The 24,572-nt window shown below is 62.7% G+C and carries 21 protein-coding genes; 13 read left to right on the forward strand and 8 right to left on the reverse strand.

Annotated features, from left to right (window positions below; genetic code table 11):
• Nucleotides 1-255: 255 nt before the first annotated feature.
• Nucleotides 256-1,044 carry an SDR family NAD(P)-dependent oxidoreductase gene (locus B0G57_RS13335; protein WP_018443860.1) on the reverse strand — a complete coding sequence of 263 codons (789 nt, stop codon included), beginning with the start codon at nucleotides 1,042-1,044 and terminating at the stop codon, nucleotides 256-258.
• A 102-nt stretch (nucleotides 1,045-1,146) separates the two neighbouring features.
• On the opposite strand from B0G57_RS13335, the gene B0G57_RS13340 reads away from it, so the two are divergent.
• The 4 genes from B0G57_RS13340 (at nucleotide 1,147) to B0G57_RS13355 (ending at nucleotide 5,963) form a co-directional block, all read left to right on the forward strand.
• A complete protein-coding gene (locus B0G57_RS13340) occupies nucleotides 1,147-1,704 on the forward strand; it encodes a TetR/AcrR family transcriptional regulator (protein ID WP_018443861.1) in 558 nt (185 codons plus the stop codon).
• Between the two features lie 295 nt (nucleotides 1,705-1,999).
• A complete protein-coding gene (locus B0G57_RS13345) occupies nucleotides 2,000-3,223 on the forward strand; it encodes an MFS transporter (protein ID WP_018443862.1) in 1,224 nt (407 codons plus the stop codon).
• A gap of 45 nt (nucleotides 3,224-3,268) precedes the next feature.
• A complete protein-coding gene (locus tag B0G57_RS13350) occupies nucleotides 3,269-3,796 on the forward strand; it encodes a metal-dependent hydrolase (protein WP_018443863.1) in 528 nt (175 codons plus the stop codon).
• Between the two features lie 241 nt (nucleotides 3,797-4,037).
• The gene (locus tag B0G57_RS13355) at nucleotides 4,038-5,963 is read left to right on the forward strand and encodes an SMP-30/gluconolactonase/LRE family protein (RefSeq protein WP_018443864.1); all 1,926 of its coding nucleotides are present in this window, start codon (nucleotides 4,038-4,040) and stop codon (nucleotides 5,961-5,963) included.
• 27 nt (nucleotides 5,964-5,990) lie between these two features.
• On the opposite strand, the gene B0G57_RS13360 is transcribed toward B0G57_RS13355, so the two are convergent.
• Entirely contained in the window at nucleotides 5,991-6,905 is a 915-nt protein-coding gene (locus B0G57_RS13360) for a LysR substrate-binding domain-containing protein (protein ID WP_018443865.1), read from the reverse strand.
• A gap of 120 nt (nucleotides 6,906-7,025) precedes the next feature.
• On the opposite strand from B0G57_RS13360, the gene B0G57_RS13365 reads away from it, so the two are divergent.
• The 4 genes from B0G57_RS13365 (at nucleotide 7,026) to B0G57_RS13380 (ending at nucleotide 12,923) form a co-directional block, all read left to right on the forward strand.
• On the forward strand, nucleotides 7,026-8,192 hold the full coding sequence (locus B0G57_RS13365) for a mandelate racemase/muconate lactonizing enzyme family protein (protein ID WP_018443866.1): 1,167 nt from the start codon (nucleotides 7,026-7,028) through the stop codon (nucleotides 8,190-8,192).
• Between the two features lie 62 nt (nucleotides 8,193-8,254).
• Nucleotides 8,255-9,595, forward strand: a complete 1,341-nt coding sequence (gene dctA, locus B0G57_RS13370; protein WP_051090140.1) for a C4-dicarboxylate transporter DctA — start codon at nucleotides 8,255-8,257, stop codon at nucleotides 9,593-9,595.
• 145 nt (nucleotides 9,596-9,740) lie between these two features.
• Nucleotides 9,741-11,303 (forward strand): methyl-accepting chemotaxis protein, encoded by a 1,563-nt coding sequence (locus tag B0G57_RS13375; RefSeq protein WP_018443868.1) that lies wholly within the window; start codon nucleotides 9,741-9,743, stop codon nucleotides 11,301-11,303.
• Between the two features lie 288 nt (nucleotides 11,304-11,591).
• Entirely contained in the window at nucleotides 11,592-12,923 is a 1,332-nt protein-coding gene (locus B0G57_RS13380; RefSeq protein WP_018443869.1) for an MFS transporter, read from the forward strand.
• Here the strand turns inward: B0G57_RS13380 and B0G57_RS13385 are convergent, their stop codons facing one another.
• On the reverse strand, nucleotides 12,924-13,451 hold the full coding sequence (locus B0G57_RS13385) for a GNAT family N-acetyltransferase (RefSeq protein ID WP_018443870.1): 528 nt from the start codon (nucleotides 13,449-13,451) through the stop codon (nucleotides 12,924-12,926). It abuts the gene before it with no gap.
• Nucleotides 13,452-13,712: 261 nt separating this feature from the next.
• Between B0G57_RS13385 and B0G57_RS13390 the strand changes: the two genes are divergently transcribed.
• Nucleotides 13,713-14,432 (forward strand): hypothetical protein, encoded by a 720-nt coding sequence (locus B0G57_RS13390; protein WP_020566561.1) that lies wholly within the window; start codon nucleotides 13,713-13,715, stop codon nucleotides 14,430-14,432.
• 314 nt (nucleotides 14,433-14,746) lie between these two features.
• Complete coding sequence (locus B0G57_RS13395) at nucleotides 14,747-17,116, forward strand: PAS domain S-box protein (protein WP_018443872.1); 2,370 nt, start codon at nucleotides 14,747-14,749, stop codon at nucleotides 17,114-17,116.
• Nucleotides 17,117-17,126: 10 nt separating this feature from the next.
• On the opposite strand, the gene B0G57_RS13400 is transcribed toward B0G57_RS13395, so the two are convergent.
• Together B0G57_RS13400 and B0G57_RS13405 are read right to left on the reverse strand one after the other, a co-directional pair.
• On the reverse strand, nucleotides 17,127-17,960 hold the full coding sequence (locus B0G57_RS13400) for an anti-sigma factor family protein (protein ID WP_018443873.1): 834 nt from the start codon (nucleotides 17,958-17,960) through the stop codon (nucleotides 17,127-17,129).
• On the reverse strand, nucleotides 17,957-18,475 hold the full coding sequence (locus B0G57_RS13405) for a sigma-70 family RNA polymerase sigma factor (protein ID WP_018443874.1): 519 nt from the start codon (nucleotides 18,473-18,475) through the stop codon (nucleotides 17,957-17,959). Before B0G57_RS13405 ends, B0G57_RS13400 begins: the two co-directional genes overlap by 4 nt.
• Nucleotides 18,476-18,824: 349 nt before the next feature.
• On the opposite strand from B0G57_RS13405, the gene B0G57_RS13410 reads away from it, so the two are divergent.
• A complete protein-coding gene (locus B0G57_RS13410) occupies nucleotides 18,825-19,874 on the forward strand; it encodes an aldo/keto reductase (RefSeq protein WP_018443875.1) in 1,050 nt (349 codons plus the stop codon).
• A gap of 10 nt (nucleotides 19,875-19,884) precedes the next feature.
• Here the strand turns inward: B0G57_RS13410 and B0G57_RS13415 are convergent, their stop codons facing one another.
• Nucleotides 19,885-20,883 carry a DedA family protein/thiosulfate sulfurtransferase GlpE gene (locus B0G57_RS13415; RefSeq protein ID WP_018443876.1) on the reverse strand — a complete coding sequence of 333 codons (999 nt, stop codon included), beginning with the start codon at nucleotides 20,881-20,883 and terminating at the stop codon, nucleotides 19,885-19,887.
• A gap of 334 nt (nucleotides 20,884-21,217) precedes the next feature.
• The gene (locus tag B0G57_RS13420; RefSeq protein ID WP_018443877.1) at nucleotides 21,218-21,529 is read right to left on the reverse strand and encodes a DUF4148 domain-containing protein; all 312 of its coding nucleotides are present in this window, start codon (nucleotides 21,527-21,529) and stop codon (nucleotides 21,218-21,220) included.
• A gap of 195 nt (nucleotides 21,530-21,724) precedes the next feature.
• On the opposite strand from B0G57_RS13420, the gene B0G57_RS13425 reads away from it, so the two are divergent.
• Both B0G57_RS13425 and B0G57_RS13430 read left to right on the forward strand, forming a co-directional pair.
• Nucleotides 21,725-22,543 carry a creatininase family protein gene (locus B0G57_RS13425; protein ID WP_018443878.1) on the forward strand — a complete coding sequence of 273 codons (819 nt, stop codon included), beginning with the start codon at nucleotides 21,725-21,727 and terminating at the stop codon, nucleotides 22,541-22,543.
• A 102-nt stretch (nucleotides 22,544-22,645) separates the two neighbouring features.
• Nucleotides 22,646-23,821 (forward strand): YncE family protein, encoded by a 1,176-nt coding sequence (locus tag B0G57_RS13430; protein ID WP_018443879.1) that lies wholly within the window; start codon nucleotides 22,646-22,648, stop codon nucleotides 23,819-23,821.
• A gap of 34 nt (nucleotides 23,822-23,855) precedes the next feature.
• On the opposite strand, the gene B0G57_RS13435 is transcribed toward B0G57_RS13430, so the two are convergent.
• Complete coding sequence (locus B0G57_RS13435; RefSeq protein ID WP_018443880.1) at nucleotides 23,856-24,530, reverse strand: HAD family hydrolase; 675 nt, start codon at nucleotides 24,528-24,530, stop codon at nucleotides 23,856-23,858.
• Nucleotides 24,531-24,572 lie beyond the last annotated feature (42 nt).

A 24,572-nucleotide genomic window follows, 5' to 3' on the forward strand; every position in this document is an offset into this window, starting at 1 on the left:
CTTTCAATGGGGAGCCCGTTGCATCGAGGGGTTTTGTACGATCCGCAAGCCGCTCGAAACGGAGGGCGATGATATAACGTATCACTCACGTGAGTGTGATGATATAACATATCACCTAAGGCGGCAAGAAGTTAAAACGAGAAGGGCTGCTAGTCTTCCCCGCCGCCCGTCGATGCTGGCGGGGTTAGGATGGCAGCGCGAAAGCTGCCTAGGGGTATGTTCAATGAGGTCTCGCCGACGGCGCGAGCGTTGCGCTTATCCAGCAGTCCGATACCGCTCAGCCGCATGCGACTGCCCGAAGTTCGGCATCATCGCCAGCCGCGCGGCCTGATAGGTCTCCCATTGCCCAACATCAGGCAGCGGCGGAATCGTAATGGCCTCGCGGCGATCGAAGCCGACGAGCGCGGCATCGACGAGCTCTTCGACTTCCATGACGCCGGGGATCGTATCCACATCCTTGCCGCCGTGCGACCAGATTTCGGTCCTCGTCGCGGCGGGCAACACCGCCTGTACATAGACGCCCTTCGCGCCGAGCTCGAGTTGCAAGCCTTGTGAGAGAAAAGTGATGAAGGCTTTCGTCGCGCCGTACACGGTCGAGCCGAACTCCGGAATCAAGCCGACGACCGATGCGATATTGACAATCGCGCCCGAGCCCGCCTCGGCGAAACGCGGTGCGACTGCAGCGGCGAGGCGCGCGGGCGCGGTCGTATTGAGGGCGATGAGCCGCGCAACCTCTTCGGGTGCTTGATCGAGAAACGTGCCCGGCAACGTCGTGCCCGCGTTGTTGATCAGCACGCCGATGCGCGTGTCTGCGCGCAACCGCGTTTCCACTTTCGCCACGTCGGCGGCTTCGGCCAGATCCGCTTTCACGATGTCGATCGCGATACGGTTCTCCGCTCGCAATCGCGCTGCAAGTCCTTCCATACGCTCGACGTTGCGTGCGACGAGCACGAGGTCGTGGCCGCGCTTGGCGAAACGGTCGGCATAGATGGCGCCGATGCCGGTGGAGGCGCCCGTGATAAGGACGGCAGGTTTCGTGGACATTAGGTTCTCCAGAAGAAAGATTATTTACATGACGATCATCATGTATGCTCTAATGATGATGATCATCATGTATAATGTCAAGCGTCACTGCAGGGAGGAAACATGAAGGTGAGCCGAGAGCAAGTTGCCGAGAACCGGCGGAAAATTCTGGACGCCGCAAGTGAGCTTTTTCGCGCCAAGGGCTTTGAGGCGGTCACGGTCGCCGATGTCATGAAGGCCGCTGGGCTCACGCACGGCGGCTTCTATGGTTATTTCAAGTCGAAGGAAGACCTGATCGCGCAGGCGCTCGCGCACGTCTTCGAGCGGGCTGCGGCCAGCGATACGGAAATAGTCCGATACGCGGCGAAGTACCTCTCGCCGGCGCATCGCGATGATCTTGCCTGCGGTTGCCCTGTTGCCGCGCTCGGCGGCGAAACGGTACGGCAGACGCCACAGGCGCGTGCCGTCGCGACTCGGGCGCTGCGCGAGCGGATCGAGCGGGTCGCCGCAAGCATGGAAAATGTCGATCCTGCGATTGCGCGTAGGGAGGCGATCGGAAGCTGGTCGGCGTTGGTGGGCGGACTGATTCTCGCGAGACTAGCGGATGATCCAAAGCTTGCCGACGAGGTGCTGAAAGAGACGCTTGCATGGATTGATGGGCGCGCGATACAGCACTCATGAGGTGACGGACGCGCCATCGCAGGGCGGGGTCATTAGAGACTCGACTATCGACAGGAAGCACCATACGGCCTGCGGATGGCCACACTCGTCGAACATTCGCATACCTTATGCGATGCCGACTACTCCGCGAGACGGGCGAATGAGCCGAACGTTTCGAGCCTCCGCGTAGCGGTGGACGGTCCGTCCCGCGGGCGCCCGAGGAGAATATGTAGGGCCCGAATACGTGATTTCCCTAATCCCAGTAGAATCGCCGTTTCGAAAAGACGAATCCATCGACGAATCGGCGAGCGAACTGATGTACCAGGTAGGGACGGAAAGAAAAACGGGGCTGGTGCTTTTTGCGCTGGCGGTGGGCGGGTTCGCAATCGGTACGACGGAGTTCGCGACGATGAGCTTGCTGCCGTTGTTCGCGCAGGGCCTGGGCATCGACGCGCCGACTGCCGGCCACGCGATCAGCGCCTATGCGCTCGGCGTCGTCGTGGGAGCCCCGGCGCTCGCGGTAATCGGTGCCCGGCTCGATCGGCGCACGTTGCTGATTGCGCTCATGGCCATGTTCGCCATCGGCAACACATTGAGCGGCCTTGCGCCGAGCTACGAATGGTTGCTCGTGTTCCGCTTCTTGACCGGGTTACCGCACGGCGCCTATTTCGGCATCGCCGCGCTCGTCGCGACTTCTCTCGTGCCCGAGGATCGCCGCACCGTTGCCGTCGGCCGCATGTTTCTCGGCCTGACGTTCGCAACGATCATCGGTGTGCCGCTCTCGAATTGGCTCGGCCATGCGATCGGCTGGCGCTGGAGTTTCGGCTTCGCCGCTTCGTTAGGAGTTCTGACGATGACCTGCGTTCGGCTGTGGGCGCCTTCGGTGCCCCCCTCGGCCGAGGCGAGCCCGCTGCGCGAATTGGGCGCGTTGCGGCGCCCGCAAGTATGGCTGACGCTCGGCATCGGCGCGATCGGCTTCGGCGGTCTTTTCGCCGTCTACACCTATCTCGCCGACATCCTCGCATCGGTCACGCATGTGTCTGTCGCCGCCACCGGCCTCATATTGAGCGTATTCGGCGTGGGCATGACGATCGGCAACGTCGTCATCCCGGTCTTCGCGGATCGCGCACTGATGCGCACCGCAGGCTTGCTGCTTCTCTGGAGCGCCGTCATGCTGCTGCTCTTTCCGCTTGCCGCCCATAACGTGTGGACGATCACGATCGTCGTATTCCTGATCGGCATCGGCGGGGCACTCGGCACGGTGCTGCAGACGCGACTCATGGATGTCGCCGAAGACGCGCAGGGGCTGGCCGCGGCGCTCAATCATTCCGCGTTCAATACGGCCAATGCACTCGGTCCGTTTCTCGGCGGTCTGGCGATCGCAGGCGGATTCGGATGGACATCGCCCGGGTGGGTCGGCGCATTGCTCGCGCTTGGCGGGATCGGCATCTGGGCGCTTTCGCTCTACGTTCAGCGCAGAAGCGCAGCGGCCGCGGTTCGGCGCGTCGAGAGCCGCGTGTATGCCGAATCGGAGCGGTAGCGAGTTCGATGACTGCTTAGTTAGCGTCGTAAGGCACATCATCGTATGGCATCGCACGCGGCACATCATGCGACCGGCTGGGCCGCTGGCACGATTGCGGCCGTGCTCGTCGCGCAAGCGGGCGCGGCGGGCCCATGGCACCTCGGAATCCTGGCTGCGTTCGTGGCCGGTATCGCCGGCGGTACCGCGCCCGATTGGCTCGAAATCGCCTGGTGGAGCCGCTCGCGACGGCTCTGGATCACGCATCGCACGGCAACGCATTGGGGCCTCGGCTGGGCAGTCGTGCTCGCTTTTTCCTATCACGTGCTCGGCCGCGCGCAACCCCTGGCGGCGCCGCTCTTCGGTTTTGCCTGTGGCGGATTCATGCATCTGCTGGCGGATTGGCCGAACCCGCTCGGTGTGCCGTGGATTTGGAAACGCCATTCCCTGAACTGGTGGAAGAGCGGACGCTGCGACCTGCTCGTCGTCGCGCTCGCGTGGGCGGCCGCATGCTGGATCGCGCGGCCGTTTTGGGCGACGCGCGTTGGACATCTTGCGCACTGGCTGCATGCCCTTTCAGGCGGCGCTTTTTAGACTTCCTCTCCCGGCTGTCGCCGAATTCCCAGCCTTACGCCGTGCTCGGGCAGGCCGCCGCTGGCGATCTCGCGACGAGCCGCGCCCGATTTTTTCGCTTTTTTTTGCTTTAAAGATTCATTTTTGTTCGTCGGCGAGTGAAGTAGATTCGAAATGCATAAGGCAATGCGCCGCCGCTAGACGCCGATCATGCAAAACGCAAAGCGGCAGCGAGGTGCCGGTAGTCTATTCGCCCGTGGCCATGAAACGAATCCGTGCTTTGCTCACTGCCGCCTGGCTAGGCGCGGCGGCGGCGATCGCACCGCAGTGTCAGGCGCAGTACACCACCGACTGGTTGGCGAACACGTTCGGAACCGATGCGGCCCACGTGGGCAACACGGCTCGCTCGATGTGGGTCGCGCCGGAAGGGACGATCTATACCTCCACCATGTGGGACGAGGACGAAGGTGGGGTGGCCATTTACCGGAGCGGGCAGAACGCCGGTTCGATCGGGATCCACAACGAATTTCAAGGCAGCGCCATCACAGGCAACGCTACCGCCATCTTCGCCGCTTTGCAGTACAACGCCGCGTATGGCAGCGGCATGGTCGGTCGATATGACCGCACTACCGGCGAGCGCGACCTTCTGATCCCGGTCAGCGCGGATACCTCCGAAACGCGGGCCGATGTCGTCACCGGGCTCGCGACATCGGGCTCGCTGCTTTACGCAAGCGACTTTCCCGGAAACCGCGTCAGAGTCTTTACCACCGATGGCGTATGGCAACGCGATATCAGCGTCTCGGGCCCCGGCGCACTGGCGATCGACGGCGCCGGGCACCTCTGGGTTGCGCAGAAAGAGCAGGGCGCGGTTGCGGAGTTCAGCCCGGCCGGCGTGCCTTTGAACACGATTGCGATGCCTGCCGCCTCGCGGCCGTCCGCCCTTTACTACGACTCGCCCACGCGCCAGCTGATGGTCGGCGACGAAGGGCCCGACATGAATATCAAGCGGTACCTGATTACCCACGCGCCGATTCTCGTCGGTACCTTCGGCGTGACAGGCGGCTATCTGGATACGGCGTCCGGCATCAAAGGGCAAATCGGCGACAAGCGATTCACGCGCGTAGTCGGCATCGGTAAAGACTCCGCGGGCAATCTCTACGTCCTCGACAACCCATGGGGCGGCACCTGGGATCTCGGCCGCGACGGCGGCACCGACATTCACGCCTTCGACAGCTCCGCCAACCCGCTCTGGAACCTTCAGTCGCTGAACTTCGAAGGAAACGGCGCACCGGATCCAGGTACCGATGGCGCCTATTTCTATAGCGGCAGCAACATCTACACCGGCACGGCGGGCGGGACGTTCGTGGCCAACACGATCGACCCCATCGCCTACCCGTCGGACCCGCGCATCGTCAACGACGGCGGCGATCGCGACGAGCACTTCGCTCAAGTCGCGTCGATCGGTGCGAATCGCATTCTCGTCGCGGCGGGCCAGAATCCGGCGCACTTCTATTTCTTTCATTTCAATGCCGCCAACGGCTACATCGCCATACCCGATGGCTCGCTCCCGGGCGCGCTGTTCGGCACGACGGCGCTCGTCACTTCGGGGTTCTGTCTGGACAGCAGCGGGGATGTCTGGGCCGGCCCAGAAGGTACGAATGAGATTTGGCACTATCCGCTCACCGGCTTCGATGCCGCGGGCGAGCCGATATGGGGGCAGGCGATCGCGACGGCCGTTCCAGCGACGGTGCAGCCGCTCACGCGAATCGTCTACCTGCCCGAAAACGACACGATGATCCTTGCGCAAGGCGTGGCCGGCAGCGCGGACTGGTCGCAGATGGGAACGAGAATCGAGGTGTACCACGGATGGCGCGCAGGTAACACCACGTTGCCTTATCCCGTCATCAACATCACGGGTGCCAATCCTAAGTCGATTGCGGCAGCCGGCAATTATCTCTTCGTCGGCTATTTCCATACGGTGCCCAACATCGATGCGTTCAATCTCGTCACCGGCAGCCTCGATGCGACGTTGATCAACACGAATACGAGCCGAGTGAGCGTCGGCAACGACGTCGATTCGATGTATGGGCTGAGAGCCTATCGGCGAACGACAGGGGAGTACGTCGTCACGAAGGACAACTACAACGATTCGAGTCTGATCGTTTATCGCTGGAACCCGGGCTTGTAGCCACGCGCGGGGCTGCCGAACCCAGTTCTACGACGCGTCCGCCGGCCCGCCGTCCTTGAAGTGGTCGATCAGGAAATCGATGAACGCCCTCGCTCGTGCCGACTGATTGCGTTTGTTCGGGTAGTAGACGAAGAGATCGGCCGAGGGCTGCGCGAATTCCGGCAATACCACGCGCAGCCTCCCGCTTTCCAGATATTTCGCGAGATCCCATTCCGAGCGCACGAGGATGCCGTGGCCATCGAGCGCCCAGCCGAGCACGATGTCACCATCGTTGCTGGAAAGCATGCCGTGCACCTTCACCGATTCGGTTCGCCCGTTGTGCGCGAGACGCCAGACGCCGTAAGCGTCGTCGTTCTGCCGATGAAGGATGCACGTATGCCGGGCGAGATCGGCAAGGCTCGTGGGTGTCCCATGTTTTTCGAGGTAGCGAGGCGAGGCGCAAAGAAACCTGCGATTCGACATGACCCGTCGCGCATTGAGTCTCTTGTCAGGAAGCTCGCCGAAGCGGATGGCGAGGTCGATGCCGCTTTCGACGAGATCGACCGGGCGATCAGTCACGTCGAGCTGCACCTCCACATGCGGGTATCGCTTCGCAAACGACGAGACGATCGGCGCGATGGTTGTACGCCCGAAGCCGAGCGTGGCGTTGACGCGCAGCAGGCCCTTCGGCACTGAGTGGCTCGACGATACGGCGTCTTCCATCTCACGAATCTCGGCGAGGATCCGCGTGGCGTGATGCAGGTACGTCTCGCCCTCCGACGTCAGGCTGATGTGGCGCGTGGTGCGGTTCACGAGCCGCACGCCGAGCCTCGCTTCCAATTGTGACAGCCGTTTCGTGGCGGCGGGCGGCGTCAGATCGAGCGCCCGGGCCGCCGCCGCAAGGCTGCCATGGCGTGCAAGCAGCACGAAGAACTCGAGTTGAGAAGCGACTTCCGTCTTCACTGAAAGTTAATAAAGAAGTGAGTTTCGGTGAATCATAACGCCCCTATCGGCGAATAATCTAGCGGCTCTTGGCGCTGAATGCCGCTTCGCGGCGGCGACGCGCGATGCAACGGAGACCCTATGAGAATCGTCGAAATCCGCGAGAAGACCGTTCAAATCAGCTCGTCCATTCGCAATGCCTACATCGATTTCAGCAAGATGACGCTGAGTCTCGTCGCCGTGGTCACCGACGTGATCCGCGACGGCAAGCCGGTGATCGGTTACGGTTTCAACTCGAACGGTCGCTACGGACAAGGAACGCTCATGCGCGAGCGGTTTATTCCGCGCTTGATGGAGGCGGATCCCGCTTCGCTCGTCGATGACAAGGGCGACAACCTCGATCCGCATAAGATCTGGGCGACGATGTTCAAGAACGAGAAGCCCGGTGGCCACGGCGAGCGTTCGGTCGCGATCGGCACGATCGACATGGCCATCTGGGACGCCGTCGCGAAGATTGAACGCAAGCCGCTCTTTCAGTTGCTGGCCGATCGTTATGGCAACGGCCAGCCGAACCGTAAGGTTTTCGTCTACGCGGCCGGTGGCTACTACTACCCGGGCCAGGATCACGGGAAGCTCAAAGACGAAATGCGCAGCTACATCGACCGTGGGTATACGGTCGTCAAGAAGAAGATCGGCGGGGCGTCGCTCGACGAGGACCTGCGCCGCATCGATTCGATCCTGAGCGTGCTTGGCGAGGGGCAAAAGCTCGCGGTCGACGCGAACGGCCGCTTCGATCTCGACACGGCGATCCAGTACGCCAAGGCCCTCTCGCAATACGACCTCTTCTGGTACGAAGAGCCGGGCGATCCGCTCGATTACGAACTGCAGGCGACGCTGCGCAACTACTACGCGAATCCGATGGCGACGGGGGAAGACCTGTTCTCGATGCAGGACGCTCGCAATCTCATCCGCTACGGCGGCATGCGGCCGGACCGCGATTGGCTCCAGTTCGACTGCGCGCTCAGCTACGGCCTCGTCGAATATCTGCGGACGCTCGAGATGCTGCGCCAGCACGGCTGGTCGCCGAGCCGTTGCATTCCGCACGGCGGCCATCAAATGTCGCTGAACATTGCCGCGGGTCTCGGCCTCGGCGGCAACGAGTCGTACCCCGACTTGTTCCAGCCTTATGGCGGCTTTCCCGATGGCGTGAAGGTCGACAACGGCTACATCACGATGCCGGACCTGCCCGGCATCGGCTTCGAAGGCAAGGCGGACCTCTACGCCGAAATGCGAAAACTCTCGGCATAGAACGATCGCAGCACACGCGGCCTGCGCGAACAGAACGAATACGCCACGGAATGGAGACAGCCATGCGGGTTTCAACGATAAGGAAGTACCTGTCGAGACTCTACGTTCAGGTCTTGATCGGCATCATCGCCGGCGTCGCCGTCGGGCATTTCTTTCCCGATCTGGGCACCCAAGCCAAACCGCTTGGCGATCTCTTCATCAAGCTCATCCGGATGCTGCTCGCGCCGATCATTTTCGCGTCGGTGGTCGTCGGAATCGCGCGGATGAACGACATCCATTCGGCCGGGCGAGTGGGTGTCAAAGCGATTCTCTACTTCGAGTTCGCCTCGACGATCGCGCTTGCAATCGGGCTCATCGTCGTCAATCTCGTGCATCCAGGCAGCGGAATGAATGTCGATGCCGCCCATATCGACACGGCGGCAATCAGCGCCTATACGCATTCAGCGCACCAGCATACGACGCTCGATTTCTTCATGAATATCGTGCCGAACAGCGTCGTCGGCGCATTCGCCAACGGTGAAATGCTGCAGGTGATCTTCTTCTCGGTGCTGTTCGCCATTGCGCTCGCGAAGCTCGGCCCACGCACGGCACCTTTCGTCGACATGCTCGACATGTTTCTGCAGGCGATGTTCGGCGTGGTGCGCATCGTCATGTACGTCGCGCCGATCGGCGCGTTCGGGGGGATGGCATTCACCGTCGCCAAATATGGCATCGGCACGCTGGCTTCGTTCGGCGAGCTGATGTTGAGCCTCTATCTGACGACGATCGCGTTCATCGTCGTGGTGCTGGGCGGCGTGATGCGTCTGAGCGGATTGTCGCTGTGGAAATTTCTGCGGTACATCAAGGACGAAATCTTCGTCACGTTCGGGACGGCTTCAACCGAGGCTGTTTTGCCGCAGATGCTCATCAAGCTCGAGAAGCTGGGGTGCTCGCGCCCCGTTGTCGGCATGGTCTTGCCGACCGGCTACACGTTCAACGCGGACGGTACGGCAATCTATCTGACGATGGCCGCCATCTTCATCGTTCAGGCGATGAATATTCATCTGAGCGTATGGGATCAACTTCTGGTGCTCGGCGTGCTGCTGTTCACCTCGAAGGGGTCCGCCGGCGTGGCGGGCGCGGGCTTCGTCGCATTGGCGGCCACGCTCGCATCCATGCAGAAGATTCCCGTGTCGGGCCTGGTGCTGTTGCTGGGTGTCGATCGCTTTCTGAACGAGGCGCGCGCCGTGACGAATCTGATCGGCAACGGTGTCGCGACGATCGTCGTGGCCCGATGGGAAAAGGCCATCGATATGGAGCAGGCGCGAACGATGCTTGAGAGGGGAACGCTCGATATGGCGGAAATCGAGCGGGCTGACGAGGACGCGAACGGGCGCGTGATCGGTGCGGGGCGCTCGGTCTGAATCTCGATCGGCGCGGAAAAACAAAAAGCGCTCGCTCTCACGGCTCAAGTCCAACGGGAGGGTGCCGTTAACGGTATTGGTGGCCTCTGTCCATCGACATTGGGCAAGGCGAGAGTTTTTCACATACCTATCGGCACCCTTTCAAATGTTTAGACGTCTCTCCATTTCCGCGCGTCTGTGGCTGACGATGGCCCTGCTCGGCGCGATGCTCATAGCGATCGGAGTGCTCGGCGTATACGGCACGAGACGCTCCGACCAAGATCTCAATTTCGCTTACTCGAATCAGCTCAGCGCGGCGATTGCGATCGGCAAGGCCAACCTGAACCTGACGATCGTGCGAACCACGCTCGATCGCGTCTTGCTTCATCCCGACGCGCCCGATACGGCGAGCCTGATTGACAAGGCCCTCAACTATCTTTCGATCTCGAATCGCGCGTGGAACGAGTACGCTTCGCAACCGCATAGCGCCGACGAGCAGGCGCTGGCCGATACGGTCGGCACCGCCCGTTCGGCGCTGATCGACAAGGCGATCCTGCCGATGATCGATGCGATGAGGAAAGGAGACCACGCGAGCGCGGACGACATCGCGATGAAGGGCGTGCCGCCGCTGTCGGTCGCATTGACCAAAAGCTCCGACGCGCTCGCTGCCTGGCAAAACCAGCACGGCAATGAAGCATTCACGGCGGCAAAGGTGCGTTCAGGGGCGGTTCAGGGGATCGGCGGCGTGCTCCTCGCGGCGGGCCTCATCGTCTGCGCGATCTGCGCCGTGGCGCTCAACCGCTCGATCGCACGGCCGCTCGCGATTGTCCTTGCGCAAATGCAGCGAATCGCCGCGGGCGACCTGAGCGGGCGATTGGAGGTGCGATCCGATGATGAAATGGGGCAACTTGTCAAAGGCCTGATGGCGATGCAGACATCGTTGACCGAGACGGTCCGGCAAGTGACGCGCAGTGCCGAGTCGATCGCCGCGGCAACGAGGGAGATTGCCGCCGGCAACAGCGACCTGTCTCAGCGTACCGAAGAGCAGGCGGCATCGCTGCAGCAAACGGCGGCCAGCATGGAAGAGCTCACGGCGACGGTCAAGCACAACACCGACAATGCGATAACCGCGCAAACGTTGTCAGGCGGCGCAAACGATGTCGTGGTGCGCGGGGCCGCGGTGGTCGAAAGCGTCGTCGAAACGATGAACGGAATCGACGCGGCATCGAAGAAGATCGCCGACATCACGGGCGTGATCGAGGGCATCGCGTTTCAGACGAACATTCTGGCGTTGAACGCGGCAGTCGAAGCGGCGCGGGCCGGCGAGCAAGGCCGGGGTTTCGCCGTCGTGGCCGGCGAGGTTCGCTCGCTTGCTCAGCGGGCCGGTGCCGCCGCCAAGGAGATCAAGGAACTGATCGGCGATTCGGTGGCACGCGTGGATGCCGGGGCCAAGCTCGTCGATACGGCGGGGCACACGATGCAGGAAATCAAGGAGGCGATCGCGAAGGTGGCATCGATCATGGACGAGATTGCGAGCGCATCGGGTCAGCAAAGCGACGGCATCGAGCAGGTCGGCATCGCCGTGTCGCAAATGGATCAGGTCTCGCAGCAGAATGCGGCGCTCGTCGAGGAGGCCGCTGCGGCGGCTGCGTCCCTCGACGATCAGGCTGCGTTGCTCAAGCGTGCAGTGGGGGTGTTTCGGTTGGAGAAGACGGCCGGCTTCGCATGAAACCGCTATCGCCGGCATCGATCGGTCCAGCCGTTGTATTGCCGGGTTCGCTGCGTTGACGCGCAACTTCTGCAACAATCGCATAGCTTCGCTGGGCTGACGTCTATCCACTCGCTCATCGAAAGCTTTTCCGGAACGCACCCAGCCGCTTCGCCCTGACGAGGCTCGTTGTCAAACGCGCCCTCGTCGCGCCAAACCGTCCGCGAGCTAGCCTTGTCCGACACACCGACCACCGACGCTGCCACGTCCGAAATCGATGCACCGATATCGGGCAAAAGCCGCTGGGGTATGGCAGCGATCCAGTTGACCGTTGCGCTTGCAACGATCGACACGGCAATCGCGAACACAGCCTTGCCCGCGATCGCCTCCGATCTTCATGCCACGCCGGCGGCCTCGGTGTGGATCATCAATGCGTATCAACTCGCGCTCGTCGCGACGATGCTCCCCCTCGCCGCGCTCGGTGAAATCATCGGGCATCGCCGCGTCTACCTCAGCGGCATCGTCGTATTCACCGCCTCGTCGCTCGCCTGCGCCCTGGTCTCCACGCTGCCGATGCTGACGGCTGCCCGGATCGTGCAAGGTCTGGGCGCCAGCGCGATCATGAGCGTCAACGCCGCGCTGATTGGCTGTCTCTACCCGCCGAGCCGCCTGGGCCGAGGGATGGGCATGAACGCGTTCACGGTCGGCGTGTCGTTCGCGGTCGGCCCGACGGTCGCGTCGATGATTCTCTCGGTGGCCTCATGGCCGTGGCTGTTCGCGGTCAACGTGCCGCTCGGTATCGCCGCGCTCGCCTTGGCGCTGCCTGCGTTGCCGCGGACGAAGCGCGGCAAGCATGCGTTCGATCCGGTGGCCGGCGTGTTCAACGTCGTCGCATTTTCATCGTTGATATTCGCCCTCGGCGAAGCGGCGCATCGTGAGCCCACGTCGCGCGTGCTGGTCGCCGCCGCGATCGCCGTGATTTTCGGTGTGCTGCTCGTGCGCCGGGAGGCCGGTCACCCGGCGCCGATGCTTCCGGTCGACCTCTTCAAGCGGCCCGTCTTCGCGCTTTCCATCGTGACGGCGATCTGCTCGTTTGCCGCACAGGGCCTCGCGTTCGTCTCGCTGCCGTTCTTCTTCGAGGACATCCTCCACCGCAGCCAGGTTGAAACGGGCTTCCTGATGACGCCGTGGCCCGTCGTCGTCGCGCTCGCCGCACCGATCGCCGGACGCCTTTCCGATCGCTACCCTCCCGGCTTGCTCGGTGCGATCGGGCTCGCCATTCTCGGTGTCGGCATGGCGTCGCTTGCGCTGCTGCCCGCCTATCCCTCCGTTCACGCGATTGCGTGGCGGATGGCCCTATGCGGTGCCGGATTCGGCTTTTTCCAATCGCCGAACCTGAAAGCAATCATGTCGAGCGCGCCGCCCGAGCGCAGGGGAGGCGCGAGCGGTATGATCGGCACGGGCCGGCTGCTCGGGCAGACCACGGGCGCCGCGCTGGTGGCGCTTTGCTTTGGTATCGCGGGCCGCCATGGACCGACGCTCGCGCTGGCGACCGGTGCGGTGTTCTCGGGCGCGGCCAGTATCGCCAGCGGACTGCGGCTCTTTGCGCCATCGCACCGCGCGGGAGCCGCGGTGCGCTAATCAGACGTGCTTGTAATAGAACGTCGTTGCGCAAAACGCGCCGTCCGGCATCAGTGCGTACTTCGGCACGACGCCGACGCGTTGCCAGCCGGCTCGTTGATACAGGCGTTCCGCGTCGCCGTCCGTTACGGTATCGAGCACCAGTACAGACTTGCCTTCCTCGCGCGCAGCGTCTTCGAGCGCGTGCATGAGGCGCTGCGCGATTGCCCGCCTGCGCGCCCTTCGATGCACGAGCATCTTCGCGACATCGGCCCGGTGCGGCTGGTTCTCGGGCTGAGCCAGAACGAGTTGGACGGTACCGACGACATTTCTGTGTTCGTCTTCCGCGATCAGCAACGCGCGCTCGCCGCGCACGACACCTTCGGCAACATTGCGCCAGAACGCCAGTGCCGTCTCCCGTGTAATAGGCAGCATGAAGCTGACCGATGCGCCACCCTCGACGCAGTCGATCAGCACATCGGCCAGCGCTTCAACATAGTCCGATGCCTCGTTCGCCTGAACACGCCTGATCGTCACCTCGTCGCTCATTTTTCTTCCGGATTCGTTGAATGGGGGACCTCGTCAGCGCCACGAACAGCATGGCGGCTTCCGAGTGGGATTGCCAAAATCATGAGCCAGTCGATCGACTTCTCCAGGCGATCGCCCGGCTGCATGCAGCAGCATAAACGACCAAAATCGAGCCACGTTGTAATCAAGTTGTAAAGCGTGAGTATGGCGACTGCCCTATCATTGGCAGCACGGTTCCACGGCGTTCAATAAGAAGAGGGCCTTGAAATGAAATCTCGGTTCATGAAGGTGACCCGCATAGGCGTCGCCAGCTTGATAGTATTGGCCGCGGCTTGCGGCGTCGCGCTGGCATTTGCGTTGCCCGCGGCCGCGGCAGCGGTGTGTCCTTCCTGCTATGGCTTCGAATATGTGGCCGAGCGCACGTTCGTCGAGAGCGGAGCGAGTCCCGAGGAGCGGGCGCGGCTCGTAGCTGTCGTGGCGGAAGGCCGGCAGCGTGTACAAAGCTTCTGGGGCAGGCTCGGCGCGGCTCCGAAAGTGCTGGTCTGCACGACCGAGAATTGCTTTCGACGTATCGGAGGCGGCCGTCGCCGGGGAATGTCGGTATTCGATCGCGTGGCGATCCTCTCGCCGCTCGGCAGCGATGCCGTCATTGCCGCGCATGAGCTCTCGATGAACGAGCTCAATCATCGCATCGGGGCGCTGGGCGTGCTGCGCGGTACCGTGCCGATCTGGTTCAACGAAGGCATCGCGATGTACGCGTCCGACGACCTGCGTTATCTTGCGCCGCCCGGGGCGGGCGATCGCTGCCTCGTTCCGGCCGCGGAGCCGCTGCCCGTCGGCGTGTTCGAGTGGAATCGACGCGCGCTCAACGATAACCGGCTGTATGCGAAAGCCGCGTGCTCGACGAGCCGATGGATCTCGCTGCATGGCGGTCCGTCCGCGGCCGTCAGCCTGGTGTCGAAGGTATCGGCAGGTGCCGCGTTTCAAGAGGCGGCTCGCTGAAAGGACAGAGCGGCCTGGCTTTGGAAACGCGGCGTAGCTATATCGACGCCCCGGGTGACCCGGGATGCTGTATGTTTACACAGCGTCCGCGTCCTCGAACGTTGCTTTTCGGACGTCGAATTCGGGGCCTGCCCCGATGCCGAGGTAAGATTAGCACTCCTATTGAACTCAGCCCCACCGTGCGGTCGTGCATTTCGCCTGACCTATTCGCGAGCGCATCGTCGGCGGCGAGTGGTCGGGAACGGGCCGCTGAACGGCTGGGCCGCGCGGGCACGCGCGAACCAGCCGCCGAACAGGACTAGTTTGGAGGTCACGTGTCGCATTCGCCTCTTGGCATTCCGGCTGCAAGCGAGTGGCTTTCGATTTGGGAAAAGGCCACAATCGACTATTGCGTCGCCTTGCTGAGCCCCACGGGCATCGTGCTCACGTGGAACGTGGGCGGTGAGCACATTCATCGCTACCGGCCGGACGAAATCATCGGCCGTCATTTTTCGGTCTTCTATACCCCCGACGATCGCGCCGCCGGGGTGCCGCAAGCGGTGCTCGTATCGGCGCTTGCCACGGGGCGCCACGAGCTCGAAGGCTGGCGACTGCGCAAGGACGGTTCGTCATTCTGGGCGAATGTCGTGCTGACGCGGCTCGACGATCGGGACGGCAAAACGATCGGCTTCGCCAAGGTGGTACGCGACGTGAGCGACAAGCGCGCCGCACATGAAGCCGTCGTCGAGAGCGAAAGGCGTTTCCGTCTGCTCGTGCAAGGCGTCACCGACTACGCGATCTTCATGCTGTCGCCCGAAGGGTATATCACGAACTGGAACCCGGGCGCTCGCCGCATCAAAGGCTACACCGCCGAGGAAATCATCGGCTCGCACTTTTCGCGCTTCTATACACCCGAGGACCGGGCAGCCGGCGTGCCGCAGCGGGGACTCGCAACCGCCGCGCGTGAGGGGCGTTTCGAAGCCGAAGGGTGGCGCGTGCGGCGCGACGGCAGCCGCTTCTTTGCTCATGTCATCATCGACGCGATTCGCAACGAGGACGGGGCGCTGCTCGGGTTCGCTAAGGTGACACGCGACATCACGGAGCGGCGCAAAGCGGCCGAGCAGCTCGAGCAGACTCGGGCCCAGCTGTTTCAATCGCAAAAGATGGAGGCCATCGGCAAGCTGACCGGCGGCGTCGCGCATGACTTCAACAACGTGCTGCAAGTGATTCGAGGCAACCTCGAGCTGTTGCGCGCTGAGGCTGCGCGCGACGTGTCGGCTGCTCAACGCGTCGACAACGCGCTCGAAGCGCTCGAGCGCGGCGCGAAGCTGGCGTCGCAACTGCTCGCGTTCGGTCGGCGGCAACCGTTACAGCCGACGGTAGTCAACTTGTCGCGCGTCATGGCCGGAATGGACGACATGCTGCGACACGCGCTCGGCGAGCCTGTCAAACTGGAGACCGTCGTTTCCGGTGGGCTGTGGAATACGTTCGTCGATACCCACCAGCTCGAGAACGTGATCCTCAATCTCGTCATCAATGCGCGCGATGCGATGCCGCAGGGCGGCCACCTCACGATCGAGCTTCTCAACGCCGTGCTCGACGATCGATATGTCGCGTCGACTTCGGACGTACCGGCGGGGCAGTATGTCATGGTCGCCGTGACCGATACGGGCACCGGCATGCCGGCCGATGTCGCCGAGCGCGCGTTCGATCCGTTTTTCACGACTAAGCCTGAAGGCAGCGGCAGCGGCCTCGGTCTGAGCATGGCGTATGGATTCGTCAAGCAAAGCGGCGGGCATATCAAGATCTATAGTGAAGTGGGCCATGGTACGACCGTCAAGCTCTATCTGCCGCGCTCGACTGACGCGGAAGAGGTGACCCAGCGGACGAGCGAAATGGTCCCGCTGATGCTCGGCAATGAGACGGTGCTTGTCGTGGAGGACGATGACAAGGTGCGGGCGACCACCATCGAAATGCTGGCCGGGCTCGGCTACAAGGTGCTCCAGGCCAATAGTCCGGAGGCCGCGTTGACGATCATTAGCAGCGGTGTGTACGTCGACTTGTTGTTTACCGACGTCGTGATGCCGGGCCCGATGACGAGTATGGAAATGGTCCGCCAGGCGCAGCTGCTGCGGCCCACTATGAAGGTACTGTTCACGTCGGGCTATACCCATAACTCGGTCGTTCACGGTGGGCGGCTGGATCGTGGCGTCGAGTTGCTATCCAAGCCGTATGGCCGCGAGGAGCTTTCGCACAAGATTCGCCAAGTGCTGGGCCGGCGCGGCACCCCCGACCTTGCGGCCGCGATCGAACCGATCGCTGCGGCTGCGGTGTCGACATCGTTGAGCCGTCCCGCGGCCGATTCGCTGCGCGTGCTCGTCGTCGACGACGAGCCCGGCTCGCTCGATGCCGTCGCCGAGATCTTGCGCCTGCTCGGGCATGACCCGCATAAAGCCGCCAGCGCGCGCGAGGCGCTCGATGCGATCGCCACGATGCATTTCGATGCTTTGCTGGCGGACATCCGTTTGCCGGACATGTCGGGGATCGATCTCGCGAAAAGTGCCGCGAAATCAGCGAATGGCATGCGCATCGTGTTCGCTTCAGGCGACCCGATGTCGATCGATGGCGCCTCGCTGCCGTTCGAATGGCGTGCGATTCGCAAGCCGTTCAGCGTCGACGACCTGAAGCAAGCGTTGAGTGCGTGAGCGCCTATCGTCAGTCCGGCGCCGCGCCCGTCAACTGCTGCTGGACATCGTGTGCGAGAGCGAGCAGGGCGTCGCGATCGATACCGCTCGATACCGCATAGCCGAAAGCGCCGTCCACCCAATAGAAGACGTTCACCGGGCCATCGCGATAGAGCTTGAAGGCGGTCGTGTTCGGGCTGAGCGTTCTGCGCGAAATACATAGCGTCACGCGTTTGCCTTGCGCGTCGCGGTACATGAAGAGCGCCATCGTTCCGTGAACGTCGTGGAGCAGGCGTCCGCCCGTCAGCTCATAGCCGCTACGCGAGAGCGCCGGCGGATGGATGTCGGTGCCCAGCTTGTTCGACAGCCACTGTACGAAATCCTGCTCGTGCTTCGCACCGAGTTCGGTGGGCCTATCGACCGCGGGCATGTAGACGACGTGGGCGATTGCCGCATTGCGCGCGAAGGCGTCCGCCGTATCGACGCTGACCGTGCGCGTACCTGAGCCGCTCCCGGGCTGACCGAATTGCGCGCGGCCAATCTGCATGCCGGCACCCATGCCGATGCCGATGCCGACGATGAGCGCGGCAGCGAGCCCGGCGTAACGCGGCCAATGTGGCCGGTTGGCGGCAGTGCGCCGCCGGCCGACCACATCGGGCCGAAGCCGCTTCGGGATCGGTTCGGCCAGCGTTCGATCGTAACGCTCATGCAAAGCGGCGTTGAGCGAAAAATAGTCGTTGATTTTTGCGGCGAGCGCCGGATCGCGCGCCATCGCGCGCTCGACTCGCTCGCGCGCGTCGGCTGGCAGCGTTCCGTCGACGTAGGCGTGAATATCATCTTCGCTGATGATCGATTTATCCGTCATCGCACCACCCTGAGCCTTTGGACGGGCTGCACGCCCGCCATCAGGTTTCTCAATCGCTCGCGGCCGCGCGAGAGTCGCGACATGACCGTTCCGATCGGAATGTCGAGCGCGAGCGCGACATCCGCATAGCTCATCTCCTCGAGACCGATGAGCAGCACCACTTCACGCTGTTCGGCAGGCAGCCGCTGCAAGGCGAAGTCGAGGTCGCGCATTTCGAGGGAGCGCATCTGCCCGGCAGGCTGGGCAAATTCCACTTCCGCGATGCCGTCGTCGTCGAACGATAAATGCGGGGCGCGTGCCGCCGCTCTGCGTAGTTGGTTGACGAAGACGTTGTGCATGATCGTGAAAAGCCAGGCGCGCAGGTCGGTACCCGCTTTGAATTGATGGAGGCGCGCGAGCGCACGCTCGAGCGTGTCTTGCACGAGATCGTCGGCGAGCTGGCGATTATGAATGAGCGCTCTCGCGTACCGGCGCAGGCGCGGAATGTGGTCCATCAACTCATCGCGGGAGTCCATTGGTCATACCAGTGCGCAATAGGCGATTCGACAGGTGCCGGGCGCCCTCGACGCCCTCCGCGATGATAAACACCTGTCGCCGCGGTTTATTCCCGCGGGACGGGCCGCACCGATTCTGACCGGGCGCAGAGGAACAGGCATGAATAACAGACGATTGGGTATCGGATCGAGGCAACGGTGGGTCCATACTTTGCGCTCCGGTCGACCGTGCGTCGAAGGCTTAGTGCTGCTGCAACGTCCGACATTCGCTGTTGGCGAAAGGGGCAAGCAGGCATCGTGTTCCGTCCGCGAGATCGGCGCGCGGCGACGGCTAAATCTGGCACGAATGCGCAATGGAGGGAGTTGAGTCATGCGTTATGCAAAATTCGGTTCCACAGGGCTTTTTGTCTCAGAGCTGTGTCTCGGCACGATGACGTTCGGCGGAGAAGGCGCGGTTTGGGAGCATATCGGCAAGTTGCAGCAGACGGAGGCCGACACATTGATCGGCCGCGCCATCGATGGCGGCATCAATTTCATCGATACGGCGAACGTCTATTCCGGAGGCCTCTCCGAAACGATCACCGGCACCGCACTGAAGAACCTCAAGGTGCCACGGGAAAACGTGGTCGTCGCCACGAAGGTCTTCGGCGAAACCGGCACCAAAGCAGTCAACTCGCGCGGCCTCTCGCGCTTTCACATCATGGAGTCCGTCAAGGCAAGCCTGCGGCGTTTGCAGCTCGATTACGTCGATCTGTATCAGGTGCACGGTTTCGACCCTGCGACGCCGATCGAAGAGACGCTGCGCGCGCTCGACGCGCTCGTTCAGCAGGGCCATGTCCGCTATATCGGCGTATCGAACTGGGCGGCATGGCAGATCATGAAGGCACTCGGCGTTTCGGAGCGGCTCGGCCTTGCGCGCTTCGAATCGTTGCAGGCGTACTACACGATCGCAGGCCGCGATCTCGAGCGTGAGATCGTCCCGTTGCTGCAGAGCGAAGGCGTGGGGCTCATGGTCTGGAGCCCGCTCGCGGGTGGACTGCTCTCCGGGAAATACGGACGCAACGTGAAAGCCGAAGAAGGGAGCCGGCGCACGACGTTCGACTTCCCGCCCGTCGATCTCGAGCGCGGCTACGACTGTATCGACGCGATGCGCGGCATCGCCGAAGCGAAGGGCGTATCGGTCGCGCAGATCGCCCTCGCATGGCTGCTGCACCAGAAGGTCGTGACGACGGTCATCGTCGGTGCAAAGCGCGTCGAACAGCTCGAGGACAATCTCGCGGCCACTTCGGTGAGCCTCACGGCCGATGAGCTCGCGGCGCTCGACAAGGTCAGCGCGCTGCCGCCGGAATATCCGGGCTGGATGCTGGCGCGTCAGGGCGAAGCCAGACGCACGCAACTGCTGCAGTCGGCCAATCGTTGAGCGTCGGCGCTCAGACGATCTTCGGGTCGGGGCTCACCGTCGAATCGTTGGCGGCGGGGCCCGGCTCGATAGGAAGCGACGCGACCGTATACCCCGCGTCGCGCCACGCGTCGATGCCTCCGCGCAGCGGCACCACGTCGCTGAAGCCGCTATTCATCAATTGCTTGGCCATCCATGCCGCCGAAACCTCGTTAGGGCACGAGCAGTAAATCACGACCTTCTGATTGCGTCGATACGCAGCGAGGATACTGTCGAGATCGCGCTCATCGGCAAAGCGCGCTCCGGGGATGACGTACGGATCGAGTTGGCGCTTTTCGTCCGAGCGGATGTCGAAAATGACAGGGGGCTCCTCGCCGTCGATCAGACGATAGAGCTCGTCCACGTCGATGCGGGCCGCCGCGAGCTGACGCAGCAAGGCGCGGCGGCGCATCCAGCGAAATCCGGCGTAAAGCACGGCCAGCACGGCGACGATGAGCGCCGTAAAACGGCCTAGACGGCTGGCTCCCTCAAGCAGAACGTCGATTTCTGGCGCGAGCAGCACGCCGATCACGAGACCGAGGGCCGCCCATATCGCCGCGCCGATCCCGTCGTGTGCGAGGAACGTGCGATAGCGCGTGCCCATTGCACCCGCCATCGGCACGGAGACAATGGAAAGACCGGGCACCAGTTTCGCCACGGTGAGCACGCGCACCCCCCAACGTCCGAAGAACCGCTCGGTCTTCTTGACGCACGAGTCGCGAGAAAGGGACAGCCTGCATAGCTGTTTCAGCGTGGCGCCGCCATAGATGCGACCGGCAAAGAACCATACCGAGTCGCCGATGAGCGTGGCGCAGACTGTCAGGATCAGCACCGAGGCGAGCTGGCTGCCGATCGCAAGCGGATGAAGCGCGGCGAACGCGCCGAAGACGATGAGCGTCGGCATGGCGGGCACGGGCAAACCCAGCGACGCGGCGAGTGCGTTGGCGAATACTAGCGCGGCACCGTAACGCGCGACGAGATCGTGAAGCATCGGCTGTTTCCTGGCAAGGCGAGGCGGAACGTGGCCGCACCCGCGAATTATGCCGCTAGTTGCGCCGCTTCGCTGCAATCCCGTACCGGGGCATTGATGTACCCAACGAAAAAGCGCCTAGCCGTTCGTTCGCGGCTAGGCGAAAACCGCCGGTTTTTTCCGGCGGCGGAGGTACCGACGCGACACAGGCTGGTCGCCGCTTTCGGCAACGACCAGCCAGCTTCGTTCAGCGTGCCGACCCTCAGTTCCCCGACGACATTTCGGCGATGATTCGATGAGTGCGTCGTCGGAGCGCGGTAGGTGTTCTCTCGATGCTCTCTCGATGGCTTGGGCCTTATTCGCCGAAGTAAAGCGACTTCGCGCCAGGTGCAGCCGTCGACCGACTGCCCGATGCCGAAGTGCCATTCGATTCCCCGCCGATCGCGACCGAGCTGCCGTTCGCCGCCGCGGTACGCGTTTCGGCGGCTTGCGCCGAAGTGGGGTAGTAGGGATCGCGGCCGAATGCGCTGCGAGGTGCGCTCTGTTTGAATTGCACGAGGTCTGCCTGCACTTGCGCACGTGTCAACGGAGCATCCGCTTGCGCGAACGAGAGGGCGGGAACGGCGAGCACCGACGCGATCACCGCGGCTTTGAAGAGCGATTTCATGTTTCTTACCTCCGAAGTCTTTTGAGCGGATTAGTTGCATCGGCCTTTCTTTCTCGCCTGCAACCCATATGAGCAGTCTATCGAGGCAAGCATTAAGGGTTAACTCCTATTCGAAGAAATCACCGTTACGTAATTGGCGATAATCGCCGTTGTGCCCGGGTGTCTTTCTTTCTGAGAGGAGGCTTCGTCACCGCCATGCGCATCTTCCTACGAAACGCTTTCATCGTGCTGGTATCGCTGCTTGCGTGCCGGATCGTCTCGGCGCAGCCACCCGACAGCGTGCAGCTCGAAGACTTCACGTGGACCGAGTTGCGCGACGCCGTGAAGGCGGGCAAGACGACGATCATCATTCCGATCGGCGGCACGGAGCAAAGCGGCCCCTATGTGGCACTCGGGAAGCACAACGCACGTGTGAAGGTGCTCGCCGCGCGGATTGCGCAAGGGCTCGGGAATGCGCTCGTTGCTCCGGTGATCGCATACGTTCCCGAAGGGAGCGTCGCGCCGCCGACTTCGCATATGCGCTTTCCCGGCACGATCACGATTCCTGACGACGTCTTCGAGAAAACCCTCGAATCGGCGGCCAACAGCTTCAAGGTGCACGGGTTCAAATACGTCGTGTTTCTCGGCGATCACGGCGGCTATCAGAACGACATCAAGCATGCGGTCGTGCAATTGAACCGCACGTGGGCCGGCCAGGCGCATGCGCTGGTGCCGCCCGAATACTATGGAACAAGCTCCGACGGCTATGCGCAGATCCTGCGGCAGCATGGCTACCGCGATGACGAGATCGGAACGCACGCCGGGCTCGCCGATACGGCTTTGTTGCTTGCCGTCGCGCCGCAGATGGTGCGGTTGAATCAGTTGCACGACGCGCCGAAGCCCGGTCCGGCGGAGGGTGTCTATGGCGGCGATCCGCGGCGCGCCACCGCCGACATCGGACGACTCGGGACCGATGCGATCGTTGCCAGGACGATCGAGGCGATCAGGAGGGATACAGGCGGCAAGTCACAATGAACCGGATCGATGCTGTCTAGCTTTGCATTGCCGGCTCGCGGGCTTTTGCTTCGGGCCTTCGTTTGCGGTCTTTCGTTTCCACATTCGACAACGGATTCCGTTATGCGTCCAATCAATCGAAATGCGCTGCGCGTCGTCTTCACGGTTTTCCTTGGCATTGCCGCGTTGTTGATCGACTGCTCGCGCGCCGCTGCCGCGTCAAGCATTGCAACGGTTGCAGGCATGCCGGCCGTCATCGATTCTTCGAACCTCTATAGCGAGGCGGGCGCCGCGCATCTCTCTCGCGCTGTCGCGGGCGCGTTGCCGCGCGTCTACGTGCCGAACCTGCGTTCCGACGATGTCTACGTGATCGACCCGGCGACCTTCAAGGTGGTCGACAAATTCAAGGTCGGCCGCAGTCCGCAGCACATCGTGCCTTCATGGGACCTGCAAACGCTGTGGGTCACGAACAATGCCGAGGGGCGGACCGACGGCTCGCTCACGCCGATCGATCCGAAGACGGGTAGGCCGGGCAAGGAAGTACTCGTCGACGATCCGTACAACATGTATTTCACGCCCGACGGCAAGGAGGCGATCGTCGTGGCCGAAGCGCATGCGCGGCTCGATTTCCGCGATCCGCATACGATGGCTTTGCGCTCGAGTGTCGACGTACCGCAGTGCAAGGGCATCAACCACGCTGACTTTTCGATCGACGGCAAATACGCGATCTTTACCTGCGAGTTTGGCGGCGGGCTGGCGAAGATCGACATGACGGCACGCCGCGTCGTGGGCTATCTGACCTTCGGCAAAAAGAGCATGCCACAGGACGTGCGTGTATCGCCCGACGGTAAGGTGTTTTATGTCGCGGACATGATGGCCGATGGCGTGCACGTGGTGGACGGCGACAGCTTCAAGGCGATCGGCTTCATCAAGACGGGCGTCGGCACGCATGGTCTTTATCCGAGCCGCGACGGCACGAAACTCTATGTGGCCAATCGCGGCTCGAATCTCGTGCACGGGCCCCGGCACGGGCCCGGTAGCGTTTCGGTCATCGATTTCGCGACGCGCAAGGTCGTGGCGAACTGGCCGGTGCCGGGTGGCGGAAGCCCGGATATGGGGAACGTCAGCGTCGATGGCAAGACGCTATGGTTATCCGGGCGTTTCGACGATGTGGTCTATGCGATCGATACGGCGACGGGCACGATGAAGTCGATTCGTGTTGGCATGGAGCCGCATGGGCTCACGGTGTGGCCGCAGCCCGGGCGGTATTCGCTCGGGCATACGGGAAATATGCGGTGAGGCGGCCGATGCCGGTAAACGTTCCCCGGTCGGTTCACGCAGGAAGCGTCTCTGCTCCGAACCACGCGGCAACGTGCTCCATCGCGTGATCGAGTGTCTCGAGCATCGTCAGGCTAACGCCGATGAGGTCCTCCGACGGCGCTTTCAAATCCGGCACGGTCACGACCTGAATCCCGGCGCGATGCGCGGCGCGCACGCCGTTCTCGCTGTCTTCGAATGCAAGGCACTCGCTCGGCGATTTCTTTAGCCGGGAAGCCGCGAGCTCGTAGACGGCCGGATCCGGCTTCCCACGGGCGACTTCATCGCCCCCGGCGATCGCGTCGAACAAATCGAGCACCCCGACTCGTCCAAGCCGAGACTTGATCTCCTGTGCGCTCGAAGACGAAGCAACGGCACATGGCACGCCGGCATTGACCAACGCAGTCAGTAGGCCATGCGCTCCCGACTTGAGCGGAAACACCGGAGGATTCGTCGGAGACTGTAACCGCTGCCGAACGAACTTCAGCGCTTCCTGAAATGCCGCCTCCGCGCCGAACATCGTGGCCAGCATCGCGTGGCACTCAGGTAACGATCTCCCAATGATCTGAACATAGTCGACGGGGAGGATATCAAGCCCGAGTTCGCGTCCGGCGGCTATCCAGGTGTTCATGATCGTTCGTTCCGAATCGATCAGTAGCCCGTCCATGTCGAAGATTGCCGCGGAGAACATATGCACGAATCGTTGGGAAGTGTGAGATGGCCGCACTATAAC

The sequence above is a fragment of the Trinickia symbiotica genome (genome assembly GCF_002934455.1).
GTDB classification, from domain to species: domain Bacteria; phylum Pseudomonadota; class Gammaproteobacteria; order Burkholderiales; family Burkholderiaceae; genus Trinickia; species Trinickia symbiotica.

What these genes read in the sequence shown, in the direction of transcription:
- B0G57_RS13335 (WP_018443860.1), bottom strand. Translation starts at nt 1,044, where the DNA reads ATGTCCACGAAACCTGCCGTCCTTATCACGGGCGCCTCCACCGGCATC.
- B0G57_RS13340 (WP_018443861.1), top strand. Translation starts at nt 1,147, where the DNA reads ATGAAGGTGAGCCGAGAGCAAGTTGCCGAGAACCGGCGGAAAATTCTG.
- B0G57_RS13345 (WP_018443862.1), top strand. Translation starts at nt 2,000, where the DNA reads ATGTACCAGGTAGGGACGGAAAGAAAAACGGGGCTGGTGCTTTTTGCG.
- B0G57_RS13350 (WP_018443863.1), top strand. Translation starts at nt 3,269, where the DNA reads ATGGCATCGCACGCGGCACATCATGCGACCGGCTGGGCCGCTGGCACG.
- B0G57_RS13355 (WP_018443864.1), top strand. Translation starts at nt 4,038, where the DNA reads ATGAAACGAATCCGTGCTTTGCTCACTGCCGCCTGGCTAGGCGCGGCG.
- B0G57_RS13365 (WP_018443866.1), top strand. Translation starts at nt 7,026, where the DNA reads ATGAGAATCGTCGAAATCCGCGAGAAGACCGTTCAAATCAGCTCGTCC.
- dctA (WP_051090140.1), top strand. Translation starts at nt 8,255, where the DNA reads ATGCGGGTTTCAACGATAAGGAAGTACCTGTCGAGACTCTACGTTCAG.
- B0G57_RS13375 (WP_018443868.1), top strand. Translation starts at nt 9,741, where the DNA reads ATGTTTAGACGTCTCTCCATTTCCGCGCGTCTGTGGCTGACGATGGCC.
- B0G57_RS13380 (WP_018443869.1), top strand. Translation starts at nt 11,592, where the DNA reads ATGGCAGCGATCCAGTTGACCGTTGCGCTTGCAACGATCGACACGGCA.
- B0G57_RS13385 (WP_018443870.1), bottom strand. Translation starts at nt 13,451, where the DNA reads ATGAGCGACGAGGTGACGATCAGGCGTGTTCAGGCGAACGAGGCATCG.
- B0G57_RS13390 (WP_020566561.1), top strand. Translation starts at nt 13,713, where the DNA reads ATGAAGGTGACCCGCATAGGCGTCGCCAGCTTGATAGTATTGGCCGCG.
- B0G57_RS13400 (WP_018443873.1), bottom strand. Translation starts at nt 17,960, where the DNA reads ATGACGGATAAATCGATCATCAGCGAAGATGATATTCACGCCTACGTC.
- B0G57_RS13405 (WP_018443874.1), bottom strand. Translation starts at nt 18,475, where the DNA reads ATGGACTCCCGCGATGAGTTGATGGACCACATTCCGCGCCTGCGCCGG.
- B0G57_RS13410 (WP_018443875.1), top strand. Translation starts at nt 18,825, where the DNA reads ATGCGTTATGCAAAATTCGGTTCCACAGGGCTTTTTGTCTCAGAGCTG.
- B0G57_RS13415 (WP_018443876.1), bottom strand. Translation starts at nt 20,883, where the DNA reads ATGCTTCACGATCTCGTCGCGCGTTACGGTGCCGCGCTAGTATTCGCC.
- B0G57_RS13420 (WP_018443877.1), bottom strand. Translation starts at nt 21,529, where the DNA reads ATGAAATCGCTCTTCAAAGCCGCGGTGATCGCGTCGGTGCTCGCCGTT.
- B0G57_RS13425 (WP_018443878.1), top strand. Translation starts at nt 21,725, where the DNA reads ATGCGCATCTTCCTACGAAACGCTTTCATCGTGCTGGTATCGCTGCTT.
- B0G57_RS13430 (WP_018443879.1), top strand. Translation starts at nt 22,646, where the DNA reads ATGCGTCCAATCAATCGAAATGCGCTGCGCGTCGTCTTCACGGTTTTC.
- B0G57_RS13435 (WP_018443880.1), bottom strand. Translation starts at nt 24,530, where the DNA reads ATGTTCTCCGCGGCAATCTTCGACATGGACGGGCTACTGATCGATTCG.